The sequence below is a fragment of the Bacillus massiliigorillae genome (assembly GCF_000380245.2).
GTDB lineage: Bacteria > Bacillota > Bacilli > Bacillales > DSM-1321 > Bacillus_AD > Bacillus_AD massiliigorillae.
Genome location: NZ_HG428741.1, coordinates 858,417 through 884,059, shown reverse-complemented (window position 1 = coordinate 884,059; position 25,643 = coordinate 858,417). Strand labels below are relative to the sequence as shown.

At 33.9% G+C, this 25,643-nt stretch carries 21 protein-coding genes and 1 riboswitch; of the genes, 9 read left to right on the top strand and 12 right to left on the bottom strand.

Annotated elements, in window-relative coordinates:
• Window positions 1-103 precede the first annotated feature (103 nt).
• The 6 genes from TX86_RS04135 to TX86_RS04110 all read right to left on the bottom strand — a co-directional run bounded on the left by TX86_RS04135 (window position 104) and on the right by TX86_RS04110 (window position 9,394).
• Window positions 104-2,065, bottom strand: coding sequence for a hydantoinase B/oxoprolinase family protein (locus tag TX86_RS04135; RefSeq protein WP_042346515.1), 1,962 nt, complete (start codon window positions 2,063-2,065; stop codon window positions 104-106).
• 35 nt (window positions 2,066-2,100) lie between these two features.
• Window positions 2,101-4,188, bottom strand: a complete 2,088-nt coding sequence (locus TX86_RS04130) for a hydantoinase/oxoprolinase family protein (protein WP_042346513.1) — start codon at window positions 4,186-4,188, stop codon at window positions 2,101-2,103.
• Window positions 4,189-4,351: 163 nt separating this feature from the next.
• Window positions 4,352-5,350: a 5-oxoprolinase subunit C family protein gene (locus TX86_RS04125; RefSeq protein WP_042346510.1), complete on the bottom strand. Its 999-nt coding sequence runs from the start codon at window positions 5,348-5,350 to the stop codon at window positions 4,352-4,354.
• Window positions 5,347-6,231, bottom strand: coding sequence for a 5-oxoprolinase subunit B family protein (locus tag TX86_RS04120; RefSeq protein ID WP_230203562.1), 885 nt, complete (start codon window positions 6,229-6,231; stop codon window positions 5,347-5,349). The genes TX86_RS04125 and TX86_RS04120 overlap by 4 nt, the downstream gene beginning before the upstream one ends.
• A 16-nt stretch (window positions 6,232-6,247) precedes the next feature.
• Entirely contained in the window at window positions 6,248-8,269 is a 2,022-nt protein-coding gene (locus TX86_RS04115; RefSeq protein ID WP_052343528.1) for a sigma 54-interacting transcriptional regulator, read from the bottom strand.
• Window positions 8,270-8,668: 399 nt separating this feature from the next.
• Window positions 8,669-9,394, bottom strand: coding sequence for a GntR family transcriptional regulator (locus tag TX86_RS04110; RefSeq protein ID WP_042346506.1), 726 nt, complete (start codon window positions 9,392-9,394; stop codon window positions 8,669-8,671).
• Between the two features lie 151 nt (window positions 9,395-9,545).
• Here TX86_RS04110 and TX86_RS04105 point away from each other — a divergent pair, with 151 nt between their 5' ends.
• Together TX86_RS04105 and TX86_RS04100 are read left to right on the top strand one after the other, a co-directional pair.
• On the top strand, window positions 9,546-10,535 hold the full coding sequence (locus TX86_RS04105) for an ADP-ribosylglycohydrolase family protein (RefSeq protein WP_042346504.1): 990 nt from the start codon (window positions 9,546-9,548) through the stop codon (window positions 10,533-10,535).
• A gap of 1 nt (window position 10,536) precedes the next feature.
• Entirely contained in the window at window positions 10,537-11,433 is an 897-nt protein-coding gene (locus TX86_RS04100; RefSeq protein ID WP_042346503.1) for a PfkB family carbohydrate kinase, read from the top strand.
• A gap of 209 nt (window positions 11,434-11,642) precedes the next feature.
• On the opposite strand, the gene TX86_RS04095 is transcribed toward TX86_RS04100, so the two are convergent.
• From TX86_RS04095 to tatC, 3 genes are all read right to left on the bottom strand, one after another.
• Window positions 11,643-13,430: an FUSC family protein gene (locus TX86_RS04095; RefSeq protein ID WP_230203635.1), complete on the bottom strand. Its 1,788-nt coding sequence runs from the start codon at window positions 13,428-13,430 to the stop codon at window positions 11,643-11,645.
• A gap of 469 nt (window positions 13,431-13,899) precedes the next feature.
• Window positions 13,900-15,303, bottom strand: a complete 1,404-nt coding sequence (locus tag TX86_RS04090; protein WP_042346499.1) for a purine-cytosine permease family protein — start codon at window positions 15,301-15,303, stop codon at window positions 13,900-13,902.
• Between the two features lie 334 nt (window positions 15,304-15,637).
• Window positions 15,638-16,369, bottom strand: a complete 732-nt coding sequence (tatC, locus tag TX86_RS04085) for a twin-arginine translocase subunit TatC (RefSeq protein ID WP_042350147.1) — start codon at window positions 16,367-16,369, stop codon at window positions 15,638-15,640.
• Window positions 16,370-16,608: 239 nt separating this feature from the next.
• On the opposite strand from tatC, the gene TX86_RS04080 reads away from it, so the two are divergent.
• From TX86_RS04080 to TX86_RS04065, 4 genes are all read left to right on the top strand, one after another.
• Window positions 16,609-17,178, top strand: a complete 570-nt coding sequence (locus tag TX86_RS04080; protein WP_042346497.1) for a manganese efflux pump — start codon at window positions 16,609-16,611, stop codon at window positions 17,176-17,178.
• A 494-nt stretch (window positions 17,179-17,672) separates the two neighbouring features.
• Window positions 17,673-17,963 (top strand): hypothetical protein, encoded by a 291-nt coding sequence (locus TX86_RS04075; RefSeq protein ID WP_042346496.1) that lies wholly within the window; start codon window positions 17,673-17,675, stop codon window positions 17,961-17,963.
• 460 nt (window positions 17,964-18,423) lie between these two features.
• Window positions 18,424-18,858: a cytochrome b/b6 domain-containing protein gene (locus TX86_RS04070; RefSeq protein ID WP_052343527.1), complete on the top strand. Its 435-nt coding sequence runs from the start codon at window positions 18,424-18,426 to the stop codon at window positions 18,856-18,858.
• A 165-nt stretch (window positions 18,859-19,023) separates the two neighbouring features.
• Window positions 19,024-19,254, top strand: coding sequence for a glutaredoxin family protein (locus tag TX86_RS04065; protein ID WP_042346494.1), 231 nt, complete (start codon window positions 19,024-19,026; stop codon window positions 19,252-19,254).
• Window positions 19,255-19,442: 188 nt separating this feature from the next.
• Here the strand turns inward: TX86_RS04065 and TX86_RS04060 are convergent, their stop codons facing one another.
• Window positions 19,443-20,762, bottom strand: a complete 1,320-nt coding sequence (locus TX86_RS04060) for a nucleobase:cation symporter-2 family protein (protein WP_268258239.1) — start codon at window positions 20,760-20,762, stop codon at window positions 19,443-19,445.
• Between the two features lie 19 nt (window positions 20,763-20,781).
• On the bottom strand, window positions 20,782-21,354 hold the full coding sequence (locus tag TX86_RS04055) for a xanthine phosphoribosyltransferase (RefSeq protein ID WP_042346491.1): 573 nt from the start codon (window positions 21,352-21,354) through the stop codon (window positions 20,782-20,784).
• A gap of 116 nt (window positions 21,355-21,470) precedes the next feature.
• A riboswitch (purine riboswitch) is annotated at window positions 21,471-21,572 on the bottom strand.
• Window positions 21,573-22,274: 702 nt separating this feature from the next.
• Here TX86_RS04055 and TX86_RS04050 point away from each other — a divergent pair.
• Genes TX86_RS04050 through TX86_RS04040 form a run of 3 tightly spaced genes read left to right on the top strand, consistent with a single transcriptional unit; the run spans window position 22,275 to window position 24,560 of the window.
• A complete protein-coding gene (locus TX86_RS04050; protein ID WP_439096839.1) occupies window positions 22,275-22,409 on the top strand; it encodes a cytochrome c oxidase subunit 2A in 135 nt (44 codons plus the stop codon).
• Between the two features lie 22 nt (window positions 22,410-22,431).
• Entirely contained in the window at window positions 22,432-22,908 is a 477-nt protein-coding gene (locus TX86_RS04045; protein WP_042346489.1) for a cytochrome c oxidase subunit II, read from the top strand.
• Window positions 22,908-24,560, top strand: coding sequence for a b(o/a)3-type cytochrome-c oxidase subunit 1 (locus TX86_RS04040; protein ID WP_042346488.1), 1,653 nt, complete (start codon window positions 22,908-22,910; stop codon window positions 24,558-24,560). The genes TX86_RS04045 and TX86_RS04040 overlap by 1 nt, the downstream gene beginning before the upstream one ends.
• A gap of 48 nt (window positions 24,561-24,608) precedes the next feature.
• Here the strand turns inward: TX86_RS04040 and TX86_RS04035 are convergent, their stop codons facing one another.
• Window positions 24,609-25,523: a DMT family transporter gene (locus TX86_RS04035; protein WP_042346487.1), complete on the bottom strand. Its 915-nt coding sequence runs from the start codon at window positions 25,521-25,523 to the stop codon at window positions 24,609-24,611.
• Window positions 25,524-25,643: the final 120 nt, after the last annotated feature.

The following is a 25,643-nucleotide window of genomic DNA, read 5'->3' as shown; positions in this document are numbered from 1 at the left end:
ATCGTAGGGAGGAAAACCGTAAGCACACTAGGAGCTGGGCGCTGAAGCTAGATAATAAAAAACTAGCTACCCATATAACATGAATAGCTAGTTTTTTTATATTTTAGCTCCAGTACGCTAAAGAACGTTTTTGTAGCATATTTCGGTTTTGTTCAGTTGATTTTTCAAGTGCTTTATTTGTTGCTAAATCAATAATAACTCCATATTTACGAATAAGATCAAGCTGATCAATGCTACCGTTATTGTACTGTTCCATAACTGTGTCTACATCTTCTGATAACCAGCCTACACGAGCGTTACGGATAAATTCTCTTTCAACTTGGGTAGCCTGCTCATCGATTTCGAATAAATCTATTTCTCTATCAATTTCATTAATAACTACACCATAATCTTTCTTTGCACGTTCAATTGAAACATATTCATCAATTACATCTTCTAATACATCTTTCGGATCACGTTCAAGTGGATCACCAAGTCCACCACCACCAGCAGATGGTCTTGTAAACGAATCGCCTTGCTTCAATTTAATATTAGAGAAGATAGTTCCCAAGAATTGCTCTTCTTCACTATCTTTATTTAACCATGCACCATGTGGAGTAGAAGGTAATCCTCCAAAGATGCCCCATGTTACAGAACGAGAACGGTCACAGCAGTAAGACATAACTGTTTCCTTCGCATTTGTTAATATACCACCTTTTTCAATACCACAGCCTCCACGGAATTTACCAGGACCCGCTGAATCCGTTACAATTTCATGCTTTGTTGTAATAACAGGAGACAAACGTTCTTGCCCTTCACATGGTTGAATGCTTAAGCCAACTCCGAATACTGGAGATAACGCATTCGCACCATCTTGATTACTACGACCACCATGACCGCCAGCCATCCAGTCATACCACATGAAATAATTATCGTATCCAGGGCGCTTATCATGACCACCAATTAACAAGTATTCGAGATTGAAAGAACAAGCTAGTGCTCTTTCCGGCATTACGTGCGACCATAATTCAAAACAAGCATTCATAATTTTCTCATATGAACCTGAACAGAAACCTGTTACGGCAACTGGCCATGGCGCATTTACAACTGAATTTTCCGGCAGTTCAACATGAACAACACGGTAGAATCCAGAGTTTAATGGGATATCCGGAGAAAACGTTTTTGTTCCGGCGTAAACCGCAGACAGTGATGAACCGAATGCTGAATTCAAGAAACAGCCAATGTATTCATGAGAACCACTCAAATCGTAGAAGATTTCATCGCCCTTGATTTCCATTTTTACATTAATAGGAATTAAACCATCACCAAGCTCTGGGTCCATATCAATATAATCTGTTGTTTCCCATACACCGTCAGGAAGTGCCGCTACTTTCGCACGAGTTAATCTTTCCACATAATCTTGTACTTCGGCAAAAGCCGTTAAGATTGTATCTATACCGTATTTCTCAATAAGAGCGATTAATTGTGTTTCTCCCACTTTAGCCGCTTCTGCTTGAGCACGAAGATCACCTAAACGCTCTTCTGGAAGACGCATATTGGAAACAAGCACATTCGCAACATCATGTAAATATGTTCCTTTACTCCAAATACGTAGTGGTGGAATTCTCATTCCTTCTCCATAATGATCTTTCGAATTAACATCAAATGAACCTGGTACAGAACCACCCATATCAGCCCAATGTCCATTCAATTGCATGAATGCGATTAATTTATTATCGTAGAATACTGGACGAAGAACACGTGTATCACTAAAATGTGTACCACCACGATATGGATCATTAATAATGAATACATCTCCAGGATGAATATCATCACCGAAATCTTCTAAAATCGCTTTTGCTGTTAAATGTAGCGTACCAACGTGAACGGAAATATCTTGTGTTCCTTGCATAACTGTATTACCTTCTGCATCACATAACGCCACACTGAAATCACGGTTATAAATTACGAAAGAATAACAAGTTCGTAAAATTTGCTCGGACATTTGGTCTACTAAATTAACAAAACCATTCTTCAATACTTCAAATGTTACTGGATCTAATTTACTTTCAAATACATTACTCATCGCTTCCACCTCTTTTAATTTTGAATTGTATAGAATTAGTTAGACACTACTGTTTCCGCTTTTGTTTCTTTCTGTACTGGTTTGTATTCTTTATCAAAAGTCATAATAATGTTGCGATATTCATCAATTCTCACTTTAAAATCAGGTGGAACTACAGTAGTAGAATCCAATTGGTCTAGAATAGCTGGTCCATTAAATTCAGCTAACACCGGTAATTTCGCACGATCGTACACAGGAGTTTCAATAAATCCACCAGCTTCTTCAAAATATACATCTCTTGTTTCTTTCAATGCACCTTCAACAGTTCCTACTGGCTCTTCTTTAGTAAACTCAGGTTTTTTAACAGTTCCTACTGCTTCAACTCGTAAACCATAAATCTCAATCTCTGTTTCACGATCAGAGAAAGCGAATTCACGTTCATGTTCTTGATGGAACTTCTCAATTGCTTGCTCTAATGATTCAATTGGACGACCTACTGAAACAGATAGCGTTCTCCATTGACCTAAATAGCGCATGTCAACAAATCGCATTAAGTTCATATTTTCTGGCTTGATATTCTCTTCTTCAAGTAATGAAATACCCTCTTTTTCCATTTCGATGAATTCTTTTTCTAACTCATCAGCCGTAATAGATTTCACATTAGCTAAGTATGTTTTTGTAACATCATGACGCACATCAACAAGTAAACAACCCATTGCAGCAGCTACACCTGGGTGAGCTGGAACAATTACATTAGGAATTTCCATTTCTTTTGCTAAATGAGCACCGTGAAGAGCACCTGCTCCACCTAGAGCTACAAGAGCGAAATCACGTGGATCATAACCACGACGTACAGAGATTAAACGAAGTGCATCACACATATTCGCATTTGCTACTTTAATAATCGCATCAGCCGCTTCGTGTACATTGTAATCAAACTTACTACAAACATGTTCCTCAATTGAAGCCTTCGCTGCTTCTAAGTTTAGTGTCATTTGACCATCTAATATTTTGGTACCTAATCGACCAAGTACAATATTTGCATCTGTATTTGTCGGCTGAGTACCACCACGCTCATAACATACTGGGCCTGGAACGGCTCCTGCACTTTGTGGTCCGTTACGTAATGAACCACCCTCATCCGTCCAAGTTAAGCTACCACCACCAGCACCAATTGTTAAGATTTCAATACTTGGGAAACCAATTGGATAACCGTATTCAATATACCAATCTTTCGTAATACGAAGATCATTATCATACATTAAGGAGATGTCTGTACTCGTACCACCCATATCTAAACCAATCGCATTCTTAAAACCACACATATTAGCAATATGCTTACTTGCGATTGCGCCCGCAGCAATTCCTGAACTTGCTAAACGCGCCGCATATCGTGGTACAGTCTCTGAAGTCATAACTCCTCCACCTGAATGTAAAACAAGAATGTCGCCATCATAACCAATTTCTTTCATTTCGCCTTCAAGCACTTTAATATAGTTACTTACTGTTGGTCCTAATACTGCATTCACAATCGTCGTGCTCATACGTTCATGCTCGAAAATTTCTGGTAATGTTTCTGAAGATGTACAAACATAAACGCCAGGAAGTTCTTCTTTAATAATATCCTTCACGCGTTTCTCGTTATCTCCATTCACATACGCATTCATGAAACAGATAGCAATAGATTCAACTTGACGTCTTTTTAACGTTTTTGCCAATGCACGAACTTCGTCTTCATTAATACCTTCCAAAATTTCACCTGTATAATCAACTCGCTCTGATACTTCAAAGCGATCTCTACGTTTAATATAAGGTGGGGCTACATCCTTATAGGCATCCCATAAATCTAATTTCGTACCGCGACGAATTTCCGTTACATCACGGAAACCTTTTGTTGTGATTAAAGCGGTTTTTGGTAGTTTTCTTTCAATAAGTGCATTTGTTCCTACTGTTGTACCATGCGAAAACATTGCAATTTGATCACCTGTAAGATTCGCTTTCTTAAGACCATCCATCATACCTTTTTCAGGATTTGCTGGCGTAGAAGAAGTTTTTGTTACATAAATTTCTCCTGTCTCCTCATTAAATACGAATACATCCGTAAAAGTTCCACCAACGTCAATTGCTACAGAATACTTACTCATCAAATCGCCTCCAAATTTTTTATTTCATTAACTATATCAACTATTAAAGATTTGCTAATAGCAAAGTAATGACTGTAATCATACACATCCTTTTGTAGCATCACCCCCTTAAAATAACTGAATATTCAGAGTTTAACTTCCACAGAATGCCTGAAGGCGCACTTTACTGACCATAAAGTGCTGTATCAGGCCAAACTGCTGCTTTTAATTTTTGCATTTGAAATTCTTTTTCTTTCCTTATCTGAAGTGCTTGATCTACCGTACTTGCGTGAAATCGAACAACGGAAGATGGTCTAGCTTGATATAATAAAGATATATCTGAACTAATAACCGTACCTATGGTTACAAATCCTCCTCCACCTGTTCCATCATTTAAAAGCACAATTACTTCTTCTTCATTCGGTATAATAATGGCACCGACCGGATATGGTATATCGACTATATTTCCTGGATTATTTCCTGAACCAAATGGTGGAGCCTGTTTACTATACTCCACTCTACCTCCCTTTAATCGGTATGCATCTCGATTAGAATTATAATGAATCTTCCATTCACTTTCGAGAAAACCATTAAGCCCTTCATCACTGATTCGATCACATGTAATTCCCATAACTACATGAACATCAAGCTCTTCGGAAAAAGTAGGATAAAATGATTTGGGTAATTTTTTACCTGCCTGTTTCAAAACACCAGGCAATGGCTCATTTAGTGGAATCATGTCTCCTGCTTCCATTACTTTTCCTAAAAGACCCTCAAAATCACTCACCAGACAGGTCGAATAACTATTAAGAAGTGGTGCTATAGCAATACCTCCAGAGATACAAAGATACGTATAAACACCTTTTCGAATATTTTTTATTTGAAGAATATCTCCAGATTGAATGGTAACAGTTTGCCACATAGGAATGGCTATACCATTTAACCATACATCGGCAGGAGCACCTACAACCGTTATCACTGTTTGTTTTCGAAATTCAAAAGTAGCTCCATTTATCATCATTTCAATAACAGGATAATATTTAGGGTTACCTAGTAAAATATTACCTATTAAATAACTATTCTTATCTGCTGCTCCAGATGGTGGTACTCCTAAGTGATACGAACCAAATCTCCCCATATCTTGAATAGTCGTTTTCAATCCTGGTTCAATAACATGTATCAAGGGTAAAATCCCTCCATTAAGTTAGCAATATATTCTTTCGGTTTTCTTTCATACTCTTCTACTATAAACTGCGTAGATTTAACTTTATACTGATACGTCCCCTGTTTTACTTCTTCTCGAATACGATTGAACTCTACCTCATCCACAGGGCGATACTTCCAAAGATCTCCTGGTTGAGCTAAAAAAAATGAATCTTTGAATATATCAAGTGATTGAGTTGGATCATATACCGGTACTGCAGCAATACCAATTAGTTGATAGCTACCAGTTGATTGAGTTGGATAAATGACGGTAAATGCTCCACCTACTCCAACGGCTTCCTTTATAGTACTAGTGCGTGGACTTTTATACTTTTCAGCTTGAATAATCTTTTCCCTCTCCACCCCAATCGGGAATCCCCAGCCTAAACCGGGCTTAAACCCTAAAGAAGTAATAAAATAAGGAGATGAAGAGTGTGCTTCAATGAATGTTTCTTTATCAGTGTAGCCATTCGCTCTCATCACGAACTCAAAGTTAGAGATGCTAGGGTCTTGATGGAATTTATTATATTGCTCTCTTAATTCCTCTGATATACTATCGTACAAAACAGGAATATCTATAATACGACTCTCAAATACTATTTCAGAGCTTCTACTTTTCAAACGATCTATTTCTTGCAAATAATCGCGTAAATCATGCGGAGATATAATATTAGGATTATAGCGAATTAAGTAAGAAACATTCGCTGGATAAATCTCGATAATACCAGGAATATCACGACTTCTTAGCTCATTTGTAATAGAAATAGCCTTAAAATTGCTTTCAATCCTCATCTCTTTCGAAATCTCTGCGTAGATATATTCATCACCACATAGATCAAATCTTGTTTCGGGAAATGACAACAAATAGACCACTCCTTTACTTTCTTACTTTATTCATTCTCCGACTAATTGTAGAAGCGCTCACACCGAGAACTTCTGAGGCTTTCGCAGCTGTTCCATACTTCATGACAGCAAGTTCAATTAACTGCTTCTCAACTTCTTCTACCGCTTCCTTCAACGGCATGATTTCTTGAACAATTAACTGACTTTGTTCCTCCATATCGCTTTCATACAGAATTTGAAAAACTCGTTTTTCTGTAATCCATTCAGTTCTCTCAGTCACTACTAAACGTTCCATTACATTTTGTAGCTCGCGAATATTTCCAGGCCAATAATAGTTTTCTAATATTTCTAAGCCCTCTCTAGAAATATGTTTTTCCTTGCGATACGTTTCATTAAATACTTCTAAGAAATGCAATGCTAAAGCTACAACATCTTCCTTTCGTTTACGTAAAGGTGGAATATGTAAAGGAATTACATGTAGTCGGTAATATAAATCCTCACGAAACTGATTACTTTGAATCATCTTTTTCATATTTCGGTTAGTGGCGGCGACGATACGAACGTCTACTTTAATAGGAGTGATTCCACCGACTCGTACGATTTCATGTTCTTGCAAAACTCGTAATAATTTTACTTGCATATGCATTGGCATTTCTGTTATTTCATCTAAAAAGATAGTGCCACCATTCGCGACTTCAAATAGTCCTTTTTTTCGGTCAACTGCACTTGTAAATGCCCCTTTTTCATAGCCAAACAGTTCACTTTCCAATAAATTTTCTGGTATAGCACCACAGTTTACTGTGACAAATGGCTCTGCCGACCTTGAACTATAATGATGAATATGTCTAGCGATGACTTCTTTACCAACCCCTGATTCACCAGTAATTAATACTCGCGAATGAACAGTCGCTACTTCTTTCATCTCTTCAACTAAATCCGTCATAGTTTTAGATCGATACACTAGTTTTTTATCTGCTGCAGAATCTTCTATAATGTCACCTATGATTCTGTTAACTGATATATCCGTAGTAACATCACGAGATAGTACAACTACCTTTTCTAATATATGATCTTTAAATATTGGCGTTGCCGTTGACCAGATCTTCACATTATTTTTACTAACTTGTGTCATACTTATTTTTTGTTGCTCTTTCATACACATTTCAACGATATTAGGCTTTATTTGTTCTAAAGCTACTATGTCGTTCACATTTTGCCCTATGAGCATTTCTTTTGAATAATCACCCCAAAAGTTCTCAAAGAATGCTCCAGCTAATCGAATGATCTTACCGAATGAATCAACAACAATAATTTGTTCATTGGAAGCTTGATATATAGCATGAAACTCTTCATTTTGGTGGCGAATTACTTGTAGCTCACTTATTGCTTCATCCACTTGTTTTTGTAAATAGAAAACGTGAACAATTCCATTGATGGTATCATCTTGATATATAGGAGAAAGTTGTCCTGTAATCTCTTTATAATTAAATGAACTTGCGACGCCAAAAATTTGCTCACCCGCTAATACTTGGCTGATATCTAGTTCACTTTTTAAAATCTTTTTGTAATTCCTACCTAATAAAACGGAGCGGGATAAGCCTAAAATTGCCTCTGCAGTCTCATTCATAAAATTAATTTCTAATAACTCATTAGTTGTAATGACACCCATTTGTGCACTATCTATACTATGATTTAATTGCTCTAACTGAATTTGAGCAATTATTTCTCTAGCTTCTGCAATAGTTATATAGCTTGTTACCTTATGATTTTCATCTACTCCAACTACCATTGAGCAATTATGATAAAACTCTCCCCATCCTCGCTCACGTACATAAACAAACTGATTATTGAATTCAATTAGATTTAATAAAGAATTGTTCGCCACTTGTTTGAGTAATGATTCAAGATCTAAATAACCAACTAGCTCATCCTCATCAAAAACAAAGCCAATGGTTAACTGCTTCTCTGTAAATATAGAAACCGCTTCATGAACCCTTGTTTGTTTAGTTATGGCGATGGGCAAGGGTTTTAATACATCTTGCCATTTCCATCTCATTCAACCACCCCTTCAACAAACAATATTAGCTGTGTTCGAAAACAACTCGTTTATTTTCATGTTTGCTAATACTATTTTGCAATTACTGTGCCAAATATTTAAATTTTCAGATAAATGTGACAGAATTCTGTCTAAAACACTTATTTACAAACAATTTACATAAGAATCTTTTTTAATTCCCTACTTTTTTATTATATGGATTAAAATACAATTATCAGAAAAATATTTCAAATTTGCAAGCTGTATTTGCATATATGAAATATTTTTTGCGATAAAATGACAAAAACGAACATTTTTAGCAGAAATGTTCGTTTAACATTCAATATAGCAAGTTGCATTTTCATTCTTGTTATCTTTACTTTCAAATCCTAAATAAAACTTACCAAACAACTAGCTAAATTAATTATACGTTTCAACAAAATATCCTATAACATCCGTTTTGATATATGCTTCATACACTTCAAAGGGACGTTCTTCCCCATTCTTCAAACAATACGAAGTAACATTTAATTTTAATAAAGGATAACCTTGTTTCGTTTGTAAAAGTGTATAAATTTGTTCATTTCCTAAAACAGCTTCAATATATTGTGATGCCTTGGACATTTCAAGCTTATAAAATTCTTTTAATATTTCATATAAGGAATTCTTTCCACAATCGAAATAATCGAGTTTAGGAAACATCACGCATGGAAGAATAGATTTATTAATACATAAAGGCATATCATCAGCTAAATATAAGCATTCAATTTCATATACATCATCGTCTTCGTTTATTTTTAATCGATTGGCAATTTTTTTAGATGGTTTTTTTACTTGTTGAGTAATGAGTACTTTTTTTGCTGTTTTTCCTTGTAACGTAATTAATTCTGTATAACTATGAATTCTACTTATTCCTAACGGAAAATCCTTCGAGCTTACGAAACTTCCTTTTCCTCGTTTCTTATATATATACGATTCCTTTACAAGTTCATCAATCGCCTTCCTAACAGTTACTCTGCTAACGTGATACATCTCACTCAATTCATTTTCTGAAGGAATCACTTGGTGTGGCTGTAATTCATTATTGTTTATCTTATTAATCAAATCCAATTTAATCATTTCATATTTCGGAATACTTTTTCCCATATAGTTAACCCCTACAAAAAGAATATATACTAACAAAATTATACCAACAGATGATTCTAATTAATATATTGACATAATTTTAGCAAACGCATACAATATGAATCAAGTTGTTAATACAAGTTGTATTAAATCTGTTTTTTGAGGTGAAATAATGAACAACAAGATTGCTGGTACTATATACGGAATGGCTCTAGGAGACGCGATGGGAATGCCGTCAGAACTTTGGGGACGCCAAAGAGTGCGAAATTATTTCGGGAAAATTAAAGGCTTTTTAGATGGGCCTAAAGAAAATGAAGTAGCCTGCAACTATACAAAGGGACAATTTACTGACGATACAGGACAAGCTCTTGTTATTTTAGATTCTTTAATTGAAACAAATTTCAAACCAGAAGCTGCGAATATCGCTCATAAATTATTAGAATGGGCAGATAAAGAAAACGCTTTCGAAAATAATATATTAGGTCCAACTTCAAAAGTTGCCTTACAAAATTTCAGAGAAAATATTGATGCTAAGAAATTTACTGATCAAGCTCTTTCTAACGGTTCAGCAATGAGAATAGCCCCAATTGGCTGCTTATTTCACGCATATGAAAAAGAAAAATTAGCAAACTATGTATATGAAGTTTCACAAGTGACACATACGAGTGATATTACAATTGCTGGAGCAGCGATGATTGCGATGGCTGTAAGTTCTGCTATGGAAAATGATGATTTTCACCAAGTTTTGAAAGATGTCTATGAAATGGAAACAATCTCAAGAGTATTAGGAGCTGAAACATATAGCCCTTGTTTAACAGCAAGAACACAAATTGGTGTGGAATTAGCTGATAAACACCGAGGAAACGACGAAGCTTTCCTAGATAGTATTTATGATATTATTGGTGCCGGCGTTAATATTAGTGAATCTGTACCCTCTGCTCTTGCTATTGCTTATTATGCACAGGATCCTAATAAATGCTCACTATTATGTGCAAACCTTGCAGGTGATACAGATACAATTGGTGCCATGGCGACAGCAATATGCGGTGCGTTTAAAGGCTTTAATAAAATTAACCCACAATATATCGAAGTTTTAAATAAAGAAAATGATACAGACTTCTTGCATTATATTGACCAATTAGCACTTGCTAGGGGGAAGTAATATGAAATCTTTACTCGTAGGTGCGGCTATAGTAGATATTATCATGCGTATTCCTACATTACCGAAAAAGGGTGAAGATATATATTGTAACGAAAGAACTGTTACAGTTGGTGGCTGCGCTTACAACGTAGCAAATACACTAAAAAACTTTAATGTAGATTACAGCCTTCTCGTACCTGTAGGAAAAGGAATGAACGCTACTATTATTGAAGATGCTTTACTAACAAATCAGCACGAAATTCTTATTCGTGATTCAAAACAAGATAATGGTCATTGTCTTTGCTTAGTAGAAGATGACGGAGAAAGAACATTTATCACTCAAATTGGCTTAGAAGGACATTTTCAAGATGAATGGTTTAACACAATAGATATTAACCAATACGACAATATATATATTGATGGTTATCAATTATGTAGTGAAAGTGGAAATGTTATTGTTAATTGGCTTGAGAAGCATAGTGATAAAAATATTTATTTCGCACCAGGTCCTGTTATCAAATCAATTGAACAACATGTATGGGAGAAACTATGTAAGATAAAGCCTATTGTACATTTAAATGAAATGGAAGCTACCACTTTCACAGGCGAAAATGATATACACAATGCAATACAACAGCTATATAACATAACGAACAATCATATTTTCATTACATTAGGACCAAAGGGTACTTTATTCTTTGACGGAAATGAAATTGTTTTAATAGAAGGTGAAAAGGCGGAAGTAGTCGATACAATCGGAGCTGGCGATAGCCATATTGCAAGCATTATCGCTGCTGTTTCATTAGGACATAACTATATAGAGGCATGTAAAATCGCTAATAAAGTAGCTGCACAAATGGTACAAGTTCAAGGTCCAAAAATGGAAAAAGAACTCTTTACAACAATAAACTTTAATTGATAAAGTGAAACTTTGCTCGGTGAAGGTTTTTGTTCATCCTCCACCGAGCATTAGTTGAACCAATCGAGTTCTTACTGTTACTTAATCTCCAACTTAAATGTCCCCTACGCTTCCGTTTTGAAGTGGGAGTCTTGGCGCTAGTTTGAACGTGATAAAACAAATCCCGCTTATCAGTTGCTGATAAGCGGGATTTAATAATGTTATTACATCTAAGCTTTTCTTGGCTTCAATTCAACATGATAGCGTGAATTTTTCTTAAAATCCTCGAAAATACCAATAATATCATTTAACACAATATGATCATCTATTCTAATCACATTATTATTAGCTGCTTTTAAATGCTTTACCAATTTATCAAGATCTTCATTACTCGAAATCATAATTTGATGAATATCATCTAATATTAGTTTGACTGTTACATCATCAATTTTATTTCGTTGAATACGTAAAAACAGCTCATAGATACCATTATTCAATTTTCTTTGCTTCTCTAAAAATTGCGCTGAATGCTTTAATTCCATCGTTTCATTATTTAATATTATACGGTCTTCAATAAACGAAGTGATGGCAAATAAGTTGTTAATACTATGTGAATTAGCTTTATTATCAAAGTATTTATATACTTCTTCCATCAGATTTTTTGATGTATCTTTATACATTTGCACAAGAGCTGTTGTTCCTTTTTGGATACTATGTGGAAATATTGTGCGATTAGCAATCATTCCGATTACAACACCTATCAATACATATAAAACCCTTTCTATCGTAACGATATTCGGATCGCTTACTAACGCAGCCGTTCCCAAAGCACAAACAGTGACAGTAATAACAATATTTCGATAAGCTACAGCATAACTATTTAAGTAGCCGAATACTAAAATAAGCATTGAACGACTTGTAGCATCGGTAAATATACTGAACAATATACCAAATATAACTGCTCCTATTAATGTCCCAATAACCCTTTCAGAGAATCGATACTTTGCTTGCTCTGAATATGGTTGCGTTACTGAAAATAACGTAAAAATCATCCATCGTCCTAGTTCTAGCTGAAAATAGTCTGTGATAAAAGCTGCAAGTGTAATCATTATTCCGAGGCGCATTGCATAGGTAAACCTTACTGAATTTTTGTTAAAGTTTACAAAGTGATTGTAAGAGCTTTTAAAATTAGTTGGTATTTCTACAATTTGTTCTACTTTATTTAAATCTTTTTTATCTGTAGCTTGTACTTCATATATTAAATCGTAAAGTAATTCAAATGTATTTACAATTTCATTGATATATAAGCTTTTTGTTTTTGCTCCTAATTCACGCAGATCTTGAAGAGAGGTAGACGCAACTGGTTTCTTTTCCATCAATTGCTTTACATTCTCTAACTCTTCTTTACAAGCTGTAATCACTTCGGACTTATATTCAACTTCATCAAAACGATTTAATATCATGTACATTTTCTCTAAACAAGCCGAGATTTTTAACTTTAAACGACCTTCTTGTGAAAGATAATAACCTTCAAATCGTCTATAATAGATAATTTTTCTCAGTTCTTTAATAGCTATTTCAATAGATTTGTTAACTTCTGAGCAATCTTTTCCAACCATAATACAGTCTAGTTTCTCATTTAACTTATTACATGTTGTTATTAAATGTTTATTTCCTGCTTTTGAGAGTTTATCTTTATTTACTATGAATTGAGTAAGCATAACAATCACCGCACCTGAAGCCAGTGCTAATAGACGGAGTGGTAAATCACTTGTAGCAATTGGTGTTGTTAAAATAAACAAATACTGTAATCCAAAAGCTATATAGAGTGGTTTCTTCAAATTAAATGAAAAAAAGTATCCCACTATAAACATGGATATGAAGTTTAGTGGTATGGCAACCCATAAATTCATTGTGGATAAGTGGCCAAATATACCTTGAAGTAAATTGATACCTAATAGGAAGAAAAAATTTTTCCACGGATTAACCGTTAAATCTCTTTCTAGGTACATTAGCATTGCTATCACTATCGTTACACCTATGAGGGAATTTTCAGTTCCAAACACACTATTAAATCCCATTATAAAAACAATTATAAATAGAAAAAGAAGTGTTTTAGAAATTATAAGCTTTTTCATATTTAACCTACCTTATTGTAAATATCAAATTCACTATTTTTAGATAGTGTTGAGGAGTATACCATATATAAATAAGTTCTAAAAGATAAAGTTTTGTTTTGCATAATATTGATAGTGTTTACTAGTACTATCATGCATTAAATTTCATATTTCATTCAAAATTTTTCAATTCTCACCAACTTCGAACCTATTATCTAAAGATAATATTCTAGTGCCCGTTTAAACAGAAAAAAATCCATCAGCAGAGTTTTCTACTTCTACCACTAATGGATTCTCAATAAGTATTCGTAATTTAAAGCATTATGTTCTCTTTATATTCTTCACTATAACAAAAACTTTTGTTTAAATTTTAAGCGATATATTCTTCAGACGATATATCCTGAGCTTGCTTCTTACTATAATATTTTCCTTTTGTCGCAATCGCTATAACAATTGTTAAAATAAATGCAAGCACCGCCGCAAAGAAAGCCGCTACGTTTTGCAAAAACACACCCATATATCCAAAAGCTGCGATTGAACCTACAACGCTAGCGATAATTAACGAGACAACGCCAACTGGATTCCATGCATATAAATATTCTTGCCTATGCTCAAAATATCTTGGCCCAATTTTCAACATTTTCTTAACTACTAGCGCATCACTTAATAATATGGCAGCCCATGAAAGAAGGAAAACACCTTGAAACGTTAACAAACTACCAAGGTGATCCATTACACCACCAAGCATTAATATAATAGCTGCGATAGACGTAAATGCAACCCAAAAATTCCGTCCCGGTTTAAACTTAAATACATTTTCGAAAAAATTAGCTAATGATAATGATCCACTATATAAGTTCGTAATGTTTATTCGTAATTGAGTAAGAATTGTAAACAATGCTCCCCCAATGCCTAATATTTGAACAAAGAAAATACCTGGATTAGCTTCTCCCATATGAACACCAAACCAAATTCCTATAATACCCATAATTAAAAAACATACTACTTGAGGAATAAATCCAACTGCAAAAACACCAATTTTAAATTCTTCTTTTTTAATAAACCGTGCATAATCTGATACAAGAAGTGCCATAATGCCAACCAAACCATTCATGATGCCAATACAAGCCAACAATGAGACACCACCAATTTCCACACCCTCAGGTAAATATGCCCATACATTTCCTTCAAATGTAGATTGGTTCAATACAATAAAGAAAGCAATGGATAACAGGATAATAAAAATAGGCATTGACCATTTTTGTAATTTATCTAATTGTTTAATACCAAACCAATTTAACGGAATAACAGCTAAGCCAAAGAAAATCATTAAACCCCAAACAGGTACAAAAGAAATATACTCATGAACAGCTGATGCCATAATTGCACCTTCGATGGCACAATACATAATAAAGTTTAATGCATATATAAGGGATGTAATAGAAGCTCCAAAATATCCAAAGCCTCCTCCCCTCGCCATTAAATTAACATTTAAACCCGTCTTTGCTGCCAAATAGCAAATTCCTACACCTAAAATCCCTGCTACAACAGTCGCATAAACCGCTGCTAATAATGCATTTACTGCTCCAAAGCTCATTGCCATCAAGCTACCCATCTGGATAAAAAGCATTGCAGTGGCTACACCTAAAGTAACGTTAGTGATACTAATCCAGCTCATTGTCCGTCCTTCTGTTGGTACTTTCTCAAGTGCAAAATCATCTTTTCTTTCATCATTTTGTTGCCCTTCTACTTTTGGTTGAAGAATCTCTACCATATCCACATCCCCTTTAATAAATTTTTCACTTAAAAATCAAACACATTTAATTTCTGTCTCTAAATTATCCGGTAAGTATTTTGAATTTTCTGTATTTAACGTAAGCAACTTTCATGCCAAAAGTGATTTTTTGGTAGATTGAATGCTGTATTTTTTTTCAATCCTTATTCTGACTAGCTTTTTAACTTTTTTAACCTTTGAAAAATTGATGATAGATGTTTTTTTTGAAGAAAAAAAATAATAAAGCTCTCAAAACTGCAATTCTACTTGCAGTTTTGAGAGCTTTTTTCTATATTGATTCATTTAGAGAACAGTGACGAGTTTTACTACTCCATTACACTTCTGTTGGATTTACATACTTTAATTGTTTACTTTTATAAACTATTTTTGCTAAGAAAATACTAATTTCGAAAATAATGATTAATGGTATCGATACAGAAATATGAGATATAAATTCCGGTGGCGATATAAGACACGCAATAATAATTAAAATAAAATACGCATATTTTCTAAGTTTAACAATTTCATATGGATTAATTAATCCTATTGACGTTAATAACATCATGACTAGCGGTAATTCAAACGCAAGCCCAAATGGAAGTGTCAAATTTAATAAAAAAGAAAAATATTTTTCAGTGGTAAAAGAAAACGTCACTAAATCTTTCCCTAATCCTGTTACGAAATGCATAATATTCGGGAAAATAAAAAAATAACCAAATGCTAATCCAAGAAAAAACAAAATATACATAGAAGGAAGATATGCTAAAATGACTTTTCTTTCCTTTTTACTCAAAGCTGGGCGAATAAATAACCATAGCTGATGAGTAATTATTGGTAAAGTAACAGCAATGGCAAATACAGCTGCAATTCTAAAATATATCCAAATAATATCTCCAGGTCCTAGTACAACTAACTTATAATTCAAGTGAACTGTAAAAAAAAGATATATGTCTTTCACAAAAAACATCCCAAAGCAAAGAGCAACAAAGAAAATAAGCACAGATATAATAATTCTTTTCCTTAATTCTTCCAAATGTTCAGTTAAATAAAGATCTTTATCATTCATAATTAACAACCAGCACCTTTCAAAAAACTATGAACCAAACCACCTTATCAACAAACTATACTACCCTCAATTGTTTTACAGTCACATAAACTTCCTAAATACATATAGTAAAAATGTCTAAAAGCTTTAATCAATGTAAATTTATTCATTTCCCTCTTAATCTTTAATTCCGTATCATTTTAATGTTGGACTTGTGAACTTCAATTTAAACGAGATCCATTTTACAGGAGGATTTTATTATGCATATAATTACCATCATTCTCGTTGGTCTTGCAGCGAACCTAGATAACTTAGGAATTGGTCTTGCATATGGAATAAAGAAAACCAAAATACCCTTACTCTCTAATATAGTAATTGCTGTTATTTCAATGATTGTGACATATATTGCTGTTATCACTGGAAATACAATTACACATTATATTTCCACAACTACCGCTAATCTATTAGGAAGTATTTTGTTATGTATCATTGGTATTTGGACTATTTTGGCTCCGGTATTTTCCAAACCTACACCTTTTGAAAATCCAGAATATATTGATTGGGATCAAAATCAAATTATTTCAGCCAAGGAAGCTATTTATTTAGGATTTACATTATCACTTAATTGTTTAGCAACTGGTATTGCCATCGGAGCAAATAATATCTCTCCACTCTGGACTGTCGTATCAATTGGATTATTCTCCTTAATCACTATTGGAATTGGTAGTAAATTCGGCTATATTCTTGCGAAAACAGTGTTTGGGAAGCATTCCACAACAATATCAGGTGTATTCCTTATTCTCATAGGCTTGTATGAAATTTTTGTATAATATATCCGTATCGACTGAATAGAAATACGATTTATATTTATAAATTCGCTACTTTAATGTTGTTATATATAACATTTTTATATTAACTCCATTTAAAAATATTATGAAAAAAATTTCATATAGGAAAATGTGTTACTAAATAAATGTAGAAAACCAGTGATAAATTGCACTGGTTTTCTACATTTATTCTGAACTATACTTGTTTTCCGAAATGTCACTGAATCAAAATGAAATATATAGTAAGAAACCTTTGTAACCTGTAATTTTGCAGATTGCTGCTAAGTCCGCCACTACAATTCCACTGTTCGTTATGATGAAAAAATCAGGAAATAAACTTCTTTATAAATCAAGTGCATAAATACCCCTTGCCTTTTTTCAAATGTTACAATATAATGAATAAACAACATCGGAATAGTATAAACATTCTGAATATTATAATTACTATGTTTTCAAATGTTGATTTATCAACATAAATAAATCTCTGAGGTGATCATATGAACAGTTTATTAAACCCATCCATTATTCTTTGCCTTGCAGCAATACTTCTTATTGGCTATACGATAGGGATAAAGAAGAAGCATAAAATCACAACTATTATCATTTCAAGATTATTTTTATTACTAGGAACTGTCATTTTTGCAGATGACTTCATTATTGGTGATTATCAAAATGTAAATATCATAGAATCTGGTGCAATATACTTTGAATTAGGATTAGCAACACTACTAATTGCTCCTTTCTTACTTACTTCTCGCAAAAAGAAAAATATAATGGAATCAAAATAAAAAATAGGGAGTATTCAGAAAGTTATCTCAAACACACTTTCTGGATACTCCCTTTCTATTCAAAATAGCCGTCCTTTTAAGAAACCTTCTTAGCCTGATTTTCTTCTAGCAAAACATTTTTATTAAACATATACCTCAGAGCTGTACCATAAATAAATATATACTAAACCGCAAATATCCCCAGTTTAGATATTAATACACAACTTAATATTAATACGAAAATCAAACCTATTAACCGCTGCATTTAATGTTTCTAATTTGTTACAACCTATTTTATTCCCATATCGATTTAATTAGAATCTATTGATTATCTATTATACCCCATGTATGGTCAAATGCCCGTTTATAAACGCTACAATATTGTTAAACTACCAGGTGCCGAATGGCTTGGAGATTATAATATTACATTGCTAATGCATTATGTAGCTGGTATCCTCCTCATTTTTGTTTTTTTTATCACATGTTTGTCCACTTTTTCAACAAGGAGTTTGATGCACTCCCTAAACGTGGAGATGTAAAGGAATCTTGGAAAATCATAAAAGCAATGATGACTAATGGAGAAGAACCTCCAAGTGAAAAATATCTTGCCGTACAGAGACTTGCTTATATAGCTATAGCAGTAACAGTCTTATCACTGGTCATAACTGGATTAATCAAAGTGGTAAAAAATGTATCCGACTTATCCATACCAAATTCAATTGTATCTATTTCTACTGCCATTCATAATATCGCTACAGTTGCCCTTGTTGTACTTCTTGTGGCTCATCTTGCAGCTTTTATCATAAAAGCAAATCGGAAGCTTCTTCCAGGTATGTTTACTGGTTATGTTGACGAAGAATATGTAAAGCATAGGCACATATTATGGTATAAAAAGATTAAAGATAAGCAAAAGTAAAATTAAATTAAAATCTCACTTTAGATAAACTTGATACTTGTTTTTATTTATATATCTTGTTATTATACCTATAGGGGTATCAAAATCCCTATACTTATAAAAAGTTACACGAAAAAAATTAAATCAATATTATACTTAAAAAGGTATAAATGGGAGGATAAAATAATGAACGATATTACTGTATATTCAACAAATACTTGCCCTTATTGTACAATGATGAAAAATTTTCTTGATGATAAAGGGTTAGCCTATAAAGAAGTTAATGTTCAATTAGATCAACAAGCTGCACAAAAGTTAGTTGAAGAAACAGGACAAATGGGAGTACCGCAAACTAAGATTAATGGTAACTGGGTATTAGGATTTGATCCAGAAAGCTTGCTTTCTTTTGTTAAATAATATGATTATTTAACAAGCAGTCTTTATGTATTTAATATGTAAAATAAACAAGGAACTCCCAAAATTAAAACAGGAGTTCCTTGTTTATTTATGTCCCCTTTTTTACTTAATTAGGCCTGAAAACCTAGGCGATGTTCTTACGTTTTTTGCGTTCCAGAATGTTGGACATATGAGTTCTAATTAGTTTGTTAAGAAACCTTCTTAGCTTGATTTTCTTCTAGCATAGCTTTCTTTTTACCAGGAATCATATTAAACAAGATATTTAAAAAGATTGCTGATAAGCTCCCCATTACAATTCCACTATTTGTTATAATAGCAAGGTTTGAAGGTAAACTTTTAAATAAATCTGGTACAACTGTTACACCTAATCCCAAACCAATTGAGATGGCAATAATGAACATGTTTTCTTGTCTATCAAAGTTTACTCGGCTTAGCATTTTAATTCCCGCAGTTGCAACCATACCGAACATCGCAACCATCGCACCGCCTAATACAGATGTAGGAATAATAGTAGCTAATGCCCCCATCTTTGGAATAAGACCTAAAATCACTAAGAACATGACTGCTGCATAAATTACTTTTTTTGATTTAACTCCTGTAATTTGTAATAAACCTACATTCTGTGAAAAAGTAGTATATGGAAATGCATTAAATAATCCTCCGATTACACTTGCAAGTCCTTCCGCACGATAACCTTTTACTAGATCTTTTTCTTTAATTTCTTTATCACAAATATCTCCAAGAGCAAAGTAAACACCTGTTGATTCTACTAAACTTACAATTGCCACAAGCGTCATGATGATAATCGGTGTTATCTCAAATGTTGGAACACCAAAGTAAAATGGCTTTGGAAGATGGAACCAATCTGCATTAGTCATCTCAGTAAAATCAAGCATCCCCATAAAATAAGCAGCCACTGTACCAACAATAATACCTATTAAAACAGAAATAGCACGTAAGAAGCCACTTGAAAATTTATATAATAAAATAATAATTAATAAAGTTCCAAATCCTAAAAGAATGTTTTGTGAAGATGCAAAATCAGGTGCACCTTGATCGCCGCCAGCTAAATTATTAATAGCAACTGGAATTAAGGTAATCCCAATAATTGTAACAACTGAACCTGTTACAACAGGTGGAAAGAAGCGAACAAGCTTTCCAAAAAAAGTACTAATAAGCACAACAATAATACCAGAAACAATAATAGAACCATAAATACTTGAAATGCCGTATTCTCCACCAATTGAAATCATTGGAGGTACTGCCGTAAATGTACAACCAAGCATAATAGGAAGTCCGATTCCAGTAAATTTATTACTATATACTTGTAGTAATGTTGCGATTCCACTCGTTAATATATCGATAGATACTAAATATGTTAATTGTTCTCCATCAAGTCCCAAAGCACCACCAACAATTAATGGCACAAGAATAGCTCCTGCATACATAGCTAGTACATGTTGAATCCCTAACGAGCCAATCTTAAAAATATTGCTATTACTTTTCACCAATTTTACCCCCGTATAATTAATCTACAAATTCTACTTTGCCATCTTTCAATGAGGCAATTCTTGCTAGTGATTCAACTTGTACTCCAGTGTCTTTAACGAGTTGATGTCCATTTTGGAAAGACTTCTCAATAACGATTCCCACCCCAACAGGAATAGCTCCAGCTTGCTTTACAATATCAATTAAACCAAGAGCCGCTTGTCCATTTGCTAAGAAATCATCAATGATTAGTACACGATCGCCTTCTTGAATATAATTGCTAGAAATCGTTACTTCATTTGATTCTTGCTTTGTAAATGAATAAACCGTCGCAGTTATTAAACCTTCTTTTAAAGTTAATGATTTACGTTTACGAGCAAATACCATCGGTACCTTTAATTCTAATGCGGCCATTAATCCAGGTCCAATACCCGAAGATTCAATCGTAAGAACCTTTGTGATGCCTTTATCTTGAAACCTTGTCGCAAATTCCTCTCCTATTTGTTTCATTAGAAAAGGATCCATTTGATGATTAATGAAAGAGTCTACTTTCAATACATGCTCCGAAAGGACCTTACCCTCTTGCACAATTTTTTGCTTCAAAGCTTCCATGTTTAAACCTCCAATATTATGAAAAACATTTTTACAATAAAAAAGCTCGAACTAAAATACTATTCTCAAAAAAATGAGTACAGTAATTTAGCTCGAGCTTATATTTATACAATCTCAAGAAAAAAATACGCACCCATAGTCAAGTTATTTCCGGTAACTTGGTAGAAACTCGCGAGCCATATCCTCGCTATTATATGAGAGACTTTTTTATTATCGATAAACGGTATTATATCGACAGAAATCGACTTTGTAAAGAACTTAGAACCGAATTATTTGGTATAGGTTCTTTCTTTTTGTTCGTGAATTGGTACTCTCTGGCAGGTTGCATAGGAAGAAACGTAGGCAGATTACGGGTTTATAAGGTGTCAGTAGTGTTTTTTGGTGACAATGTAGACAATTCAAACCAAAAAAAGTTCTATTTTTCATATAATTCTAAAAATAATTTCTATCTTCTAAAATCAATAAGTATCCCTATTTATTCCCTCAAAATCTCCCTTCATTGTCACGCCAAACATCAACCAATACTACAGCTTAATCCATACTGAATTTCTTCAACTCCAACAGACATTACTGAAATATTCACTATAGCTGCATTAATAAAATAGTTTCGTAACCAAATTTTTAAACTTTATTCCATTCTTTTTAATTATATTAATATATCTACTTTTTGTAAGCGTTATCACTCATAAATTACACCTTCTATGAACTTCACATTTATTTCACAATTATCCCCAAATAAAACCAGAGTAAATCCTTATAAAATCAACTTACCATTATTCTTATAGTGAAAAAATGAGCATTGAACAATTTGTGAATCTGTAAATTTCTTCTAGATATTTAAAATTTGTTTTGTATGATGAAATTGTACTCATAATATTTACTATTTTTTGAAAGGAGTGAAAAATATGTCACAAACTCAAATGAAGAAAAAAAATCCTCCTCAAACAGAAGAGCATTCTTCATTGAAAGGGGCACTTGCTTCCGTTTTTTTAGTTGGTTTTTTCATTATTTTCACATGGGTCGGTGTATATTTTTTATTTTTAGATCGGCTATAGAATTTAAGGAGGAAAGATTGCCATGAACATGCATAAATACGAAAAAATATGGCTCATTTTCGGTGTCACATCACTATTAGTATTTCTTTCTGTATTAGGTGTAAGTGCGTTCTATATGGGAAATCAACCACCTAGTTGTTTAACAACTATTAACCCTGAGAAAGTAGATACGACAAAGCCTTTTGATAAGCCTGGTTTAAATAAAGTAGAGGGAAAAGAATGGGATTATGAATTAGTTTTTGTAGCATCTGCCTTTTCATACAATCCAACAAAAGTAGAAGTTCCAAAAGGAGCTAAAGTAAAAATAATCGCTACAACGAAAGATGTTATTCACGGTTTTGAGGTTGCTGGTACAAATATTAACATGATGTTAGAGCCTGGATACATAAGCGAGCATATCGCAACCTTTAATAAAAGGGGAGAATTTTTAGTACTTTGTAATGAATATTGCGGTACAGGTCATCACATGATGAATTCAAGAATCGAGGTGGTTGAGTAATGACAAACGTTTCAGCTTTTAAAGTAGATGCTCGCGATGCCAAGCTGGCTATGGCTCATTTCTATGTGGCATTTATTGCCTTAGCTTTAGGTGGTTTAGCAGGCTTATTACAAGTTCTAGTACGTACTGGTAAAGTTGAACTCCCTTTTGGCATTCAATATTATCAAGTTTTAACTGTTCATGGTGTTTTACTTGGACTTATTCTTACAACTTTCTTTATTCTTGGCTTTCAATTTGCAGCTGTTAGTCGCACCACTGCAGCTTTAACGAACGGTGCACGTAGAGTTGGATGGCTTGGATTTTGGTTAATGACAATTGGTACGGCCATGGCAGCTACTATGGTTCTACTTAACGAAGCAACCGTTCTCTTTACTTTCTATGCACCACTTCAAGCTCATCCAATCTTTTATATTGGCTTAACTCTTGTTGTTGTGGGTAGTTGGTTTGCTTGTGGGTCGATGATTTCAAACTATGTAAAATTCAGAAAGCAAAACCCAGGTAAAATCAGTCCGTTACTTACATTCATGGTAGTCGTTAATTCAGTGCTATGGATTGTTGCAACACTTGGAGTTGCAACAACAGTATTATTCCAAATGCTTCCTTGGTCGCTAGGGCTTGTAGATTCCATAGATGTGTTAATAAGCCGTACTTTATTCTGGTACTTTGGGCATCCACTTGTTTATTTCTGGCTATTGCCTGCGTATATGTGCTGGTATGTAGTAATCCCAAAAATACTTGGAACAAAAATTTTCTCTGACTCATTAGCTCGGATGTCTTTTATTTTATTTTTAATTTTTTCCGTTCCAGTTGGTTTTCATCATCAGTTAACAGAGCCTGGTATTGATCCGGCATGGAAGTTCTTACAAGTAATCTTAACATTCTTAGTTGTTGTACCTTCATTGATGACTGCCTTCTCGATGTTTGGAACATTCGAAACATATGGACGTTCTCAAGGCTCACGAGGATTATTTGGCTGGATTAAAAAACTCCCTTGGGGAGATGCCCACTTTGTTGTTCCATTTATCGGTATGGTAGCCTTTATCCCTGCCGGGGCAGGAGGAATGGTCAATGCATCAAACCAATTGAACCAAGTTGTTCATAATACTATATGGGTTACAGGTCACTTTCACTTAACATTAGCTACTTCCGTTGTGTTAACATTCTTTGGTATTTCATATTGGCTTGTTCCTCACTTAACTGGGCGTGTCCTAACAAAGAAAATGAATCAGTTAGCGATTGTTCAAGCTATTATATGGGCTATTGGCATGGGCTTCATGTCTGGAGCTATGCACATTGCAGGGCTACTTGGCGCACCACGCCGCTCATCTTATTCAACATACGGAGACTCTTCACAAGCGCTTGATTGGATACCATATCAATTCATGCAAGCAATTGGCGGTACAATCCTTTCAATTGGGATTATTTTAGTACTTATCATATTCATTAATTTAGCCTTCTTTGCTCCAAAAGGAGAGCAAGAATTCCCTGTAGGTGAATCTGATGAGAATGCATCACCTATTCCTGTTGCCTTCGAAAACTGGAAGCTATGGCTTGGTATTACATTTGTTTTAATTCTATTCGCATACACTATACCATTTGTTGATATGATCCAAAATGCCCCTGTCGGATCTAAAGGATATAAGTTTTGGTAAAAGTCCACACAAAAAACCAGCTCATTACAGCTGGTTTTTTACTATTTTTCATGAAATAATCTGGCTTTTTTTAATAAGCTTCCTTACATCCACACTAGCCAATATAGCACTCACAAAGATAATAGCGCCCCCGACTATTTGAATAGCTGTAATACTTTCCTGAAAAACAATTATACCAATAATCATTGCTGTCAATGGCTCTACAGTGGCTAATATGGAAGCCTTACTACTTTCAATAACCTTCAAGCCTTCTGTATATAAAAGATAAGCTAGCACTGTCGAAAATAAACAAAGGCCTAGAACATATATCAATGCTTTCATATTCATCAGCATAGAGAATTTCTCCCAAATTCTTGTATAAGGAATCAATGCAATTGACGCAACGAGAAATGTGTAAAAGCTTACCGTAAAAGAAGAATATTTACGAATAGCGAATTTTCCAAAAATACTATAAAGGGCATATCCAAAACCTGAGCCAATGCCAATTATATATCCAAGCATATTCCCTTGATCTAGAGTTGATAATTTTAATCCTGTCACAAGTAAACAACCTACTAACGTCATACACAATAAGATAATTTTACTCGTTGTTAATTTTTCTCTCAAAAACATAACTGACATTACCATCACAAAAGCAGGAGCCGTATAAAGTAAAATAACAGATACAGAGACCGATATCATATTCATACTAGTAAATGATGCCCAATTGAAGAATGCCATACTTAATATCCCAGTTCCAATGAATAAGTATGTATCCTTAAATGCAATCTTCATTTCTTTTCTTTTCATTGTATAACCATATAAGAAAAGGAGAAAGCAAGAAACCATCACACGTATAGTCACTATTTCCATTGCACTAAAACCCAATGTTGTTAACCCTTTTACAAATACGCTAATAATCCCCCAACAAAATGCCGCTCCCATTATGAAGCAACTATACAATAACACACTATTGTTTTTCATAATCCTTTTCCTTTTTCAAATATTCTGAACTTTAATTCCCTATCATTCTATCATAATTATTACCATAGTATGACTGAAGCAATAAAAAAGCTAAGTATATTGCTGGTCAAGTGACTTCAA

Bases quoted from the DNA above. Each gene is read 5' to 3' on its own strand.
- TX86_RS04135 (WP_042346515.1), bottom strand. From the start codon at position 2,065: ATGAGTAATGTATTTGAAAGTAAATTAGATCCAGTAACATTTGAAGTA.
- TX86_RS04130 (WP_042346513.1), bottom strand. From the start codon at position 4,188: ATGAGTAAGTATTCTGTAGCAATTGACGTTGGTGGAACTTTTACGGAT.
- TX86_RS04115 (WP_052343528.1), bottom strand. From the start codon at position 8,269: ATGAGATGGAAATGGCAAGATGTATTAAAACCCTTGCCCATCGCCATA.
- TX86_RS04110 (WP_042346506.1), bottom strand. From the start codon at position 9,394: ATGGGAAAAAGTATTCCGAAATATGAAATGATTAAATTGGATTTGATT.
- TX86_RS04105 (WP_042346504.1), top strand. From the start codon at position 9,546: ATGAACAACAAGATTGCTGGTACTATATACGGAATGGCTCTAGGAGAC.
- TX86_RS04100 (WP_042346503.1), top strand. From the start codon at position 10,537: ATGAAATCTTTACTCGTAGGTGCGGCTATAGTAGATATTATCATGCGT.
- TX86_RS04095 (WP_230203635.1), bottom strand. From the start codon at position 13,430: ATGCTAATGTACCTAGAAAGAGATTTAACGGTTAATCCGTGGAAAAAT.
- TX86_RS04090 (WP_042346499.1), bottom strand. From the start codon at position 15,303: ATGGTAGAGATTCTTCAACCAAAAGTAGAAGGGCAACAAAATGATGAA.
- tatC (WP_042350147.1), bottom strand. From the start codon at position 16,369: ATGAATGATAAAGATCTTTATTTAACTGAACATTTGGAAGAATTAAGG.
- TX86_RS04080 (WP_042346497.1), top strand. From the start codon at position 16,609: ATGCATATAATTACCATCATTCTCGTTGGTCTTGCAGCGAACCTAGAT.
- TX86_RS04075 (WP_042346496.1), top strand. From the start codon at position 17,673: ATGAACAGTTTATTAAACCCATCCATTATTCTTTGCCTTGCAGCAATA.
- TX86_RS04070 (WP_052343527.1), top strand. From the start codon at position 18,424: ATGTTTGTCCACTTTTTCAACAAGGAGTTTGATGCACTCCCTAAACGT.
- TX86_RS04065 (WP_042346494.1), top strand. From the start codon at position 19,024: ATGAACGATATTACTGTATATTCAACAAATACTTGCCCTTATTGTACA.
- TX86_RS04055 (WP_042346491.1), bottom strand. From the start codon at position 21,354: ATGGAAGCTTTGAAGCAAAAAATTGTGCAAGAGGGTAAGGTCCTTTCG.
- TX86_RS04050 (WP_439096839.1), top strand. From the start codon at position 22,275: ATGAAGAAAAAAAATCCTCCTCAAACAGAAGAGCATTCTTCATTGAAA.
- TX86_RS04045 (WP_042346489.1), top strand. From the start codon at position 22,432: ATGAACATGCATAAATACGAAAAAATATGGCTCATTTTCGGTGTCACA.
- TX86_RS04040 (WP_042346488.1), top strand. From the start codon at position 22,908: ATGACAAACGTTTCAGCTTTTAAAGTAGATGCTCGCGATGCCAAGCTG.
- TX86_RS04035 (WP_042346487.1), bottom strand. From the start codon at position 25,523: ATGAAAAACAATAGTGTGTTATTGTATAGTTGCTTCATAATGGGAGCG.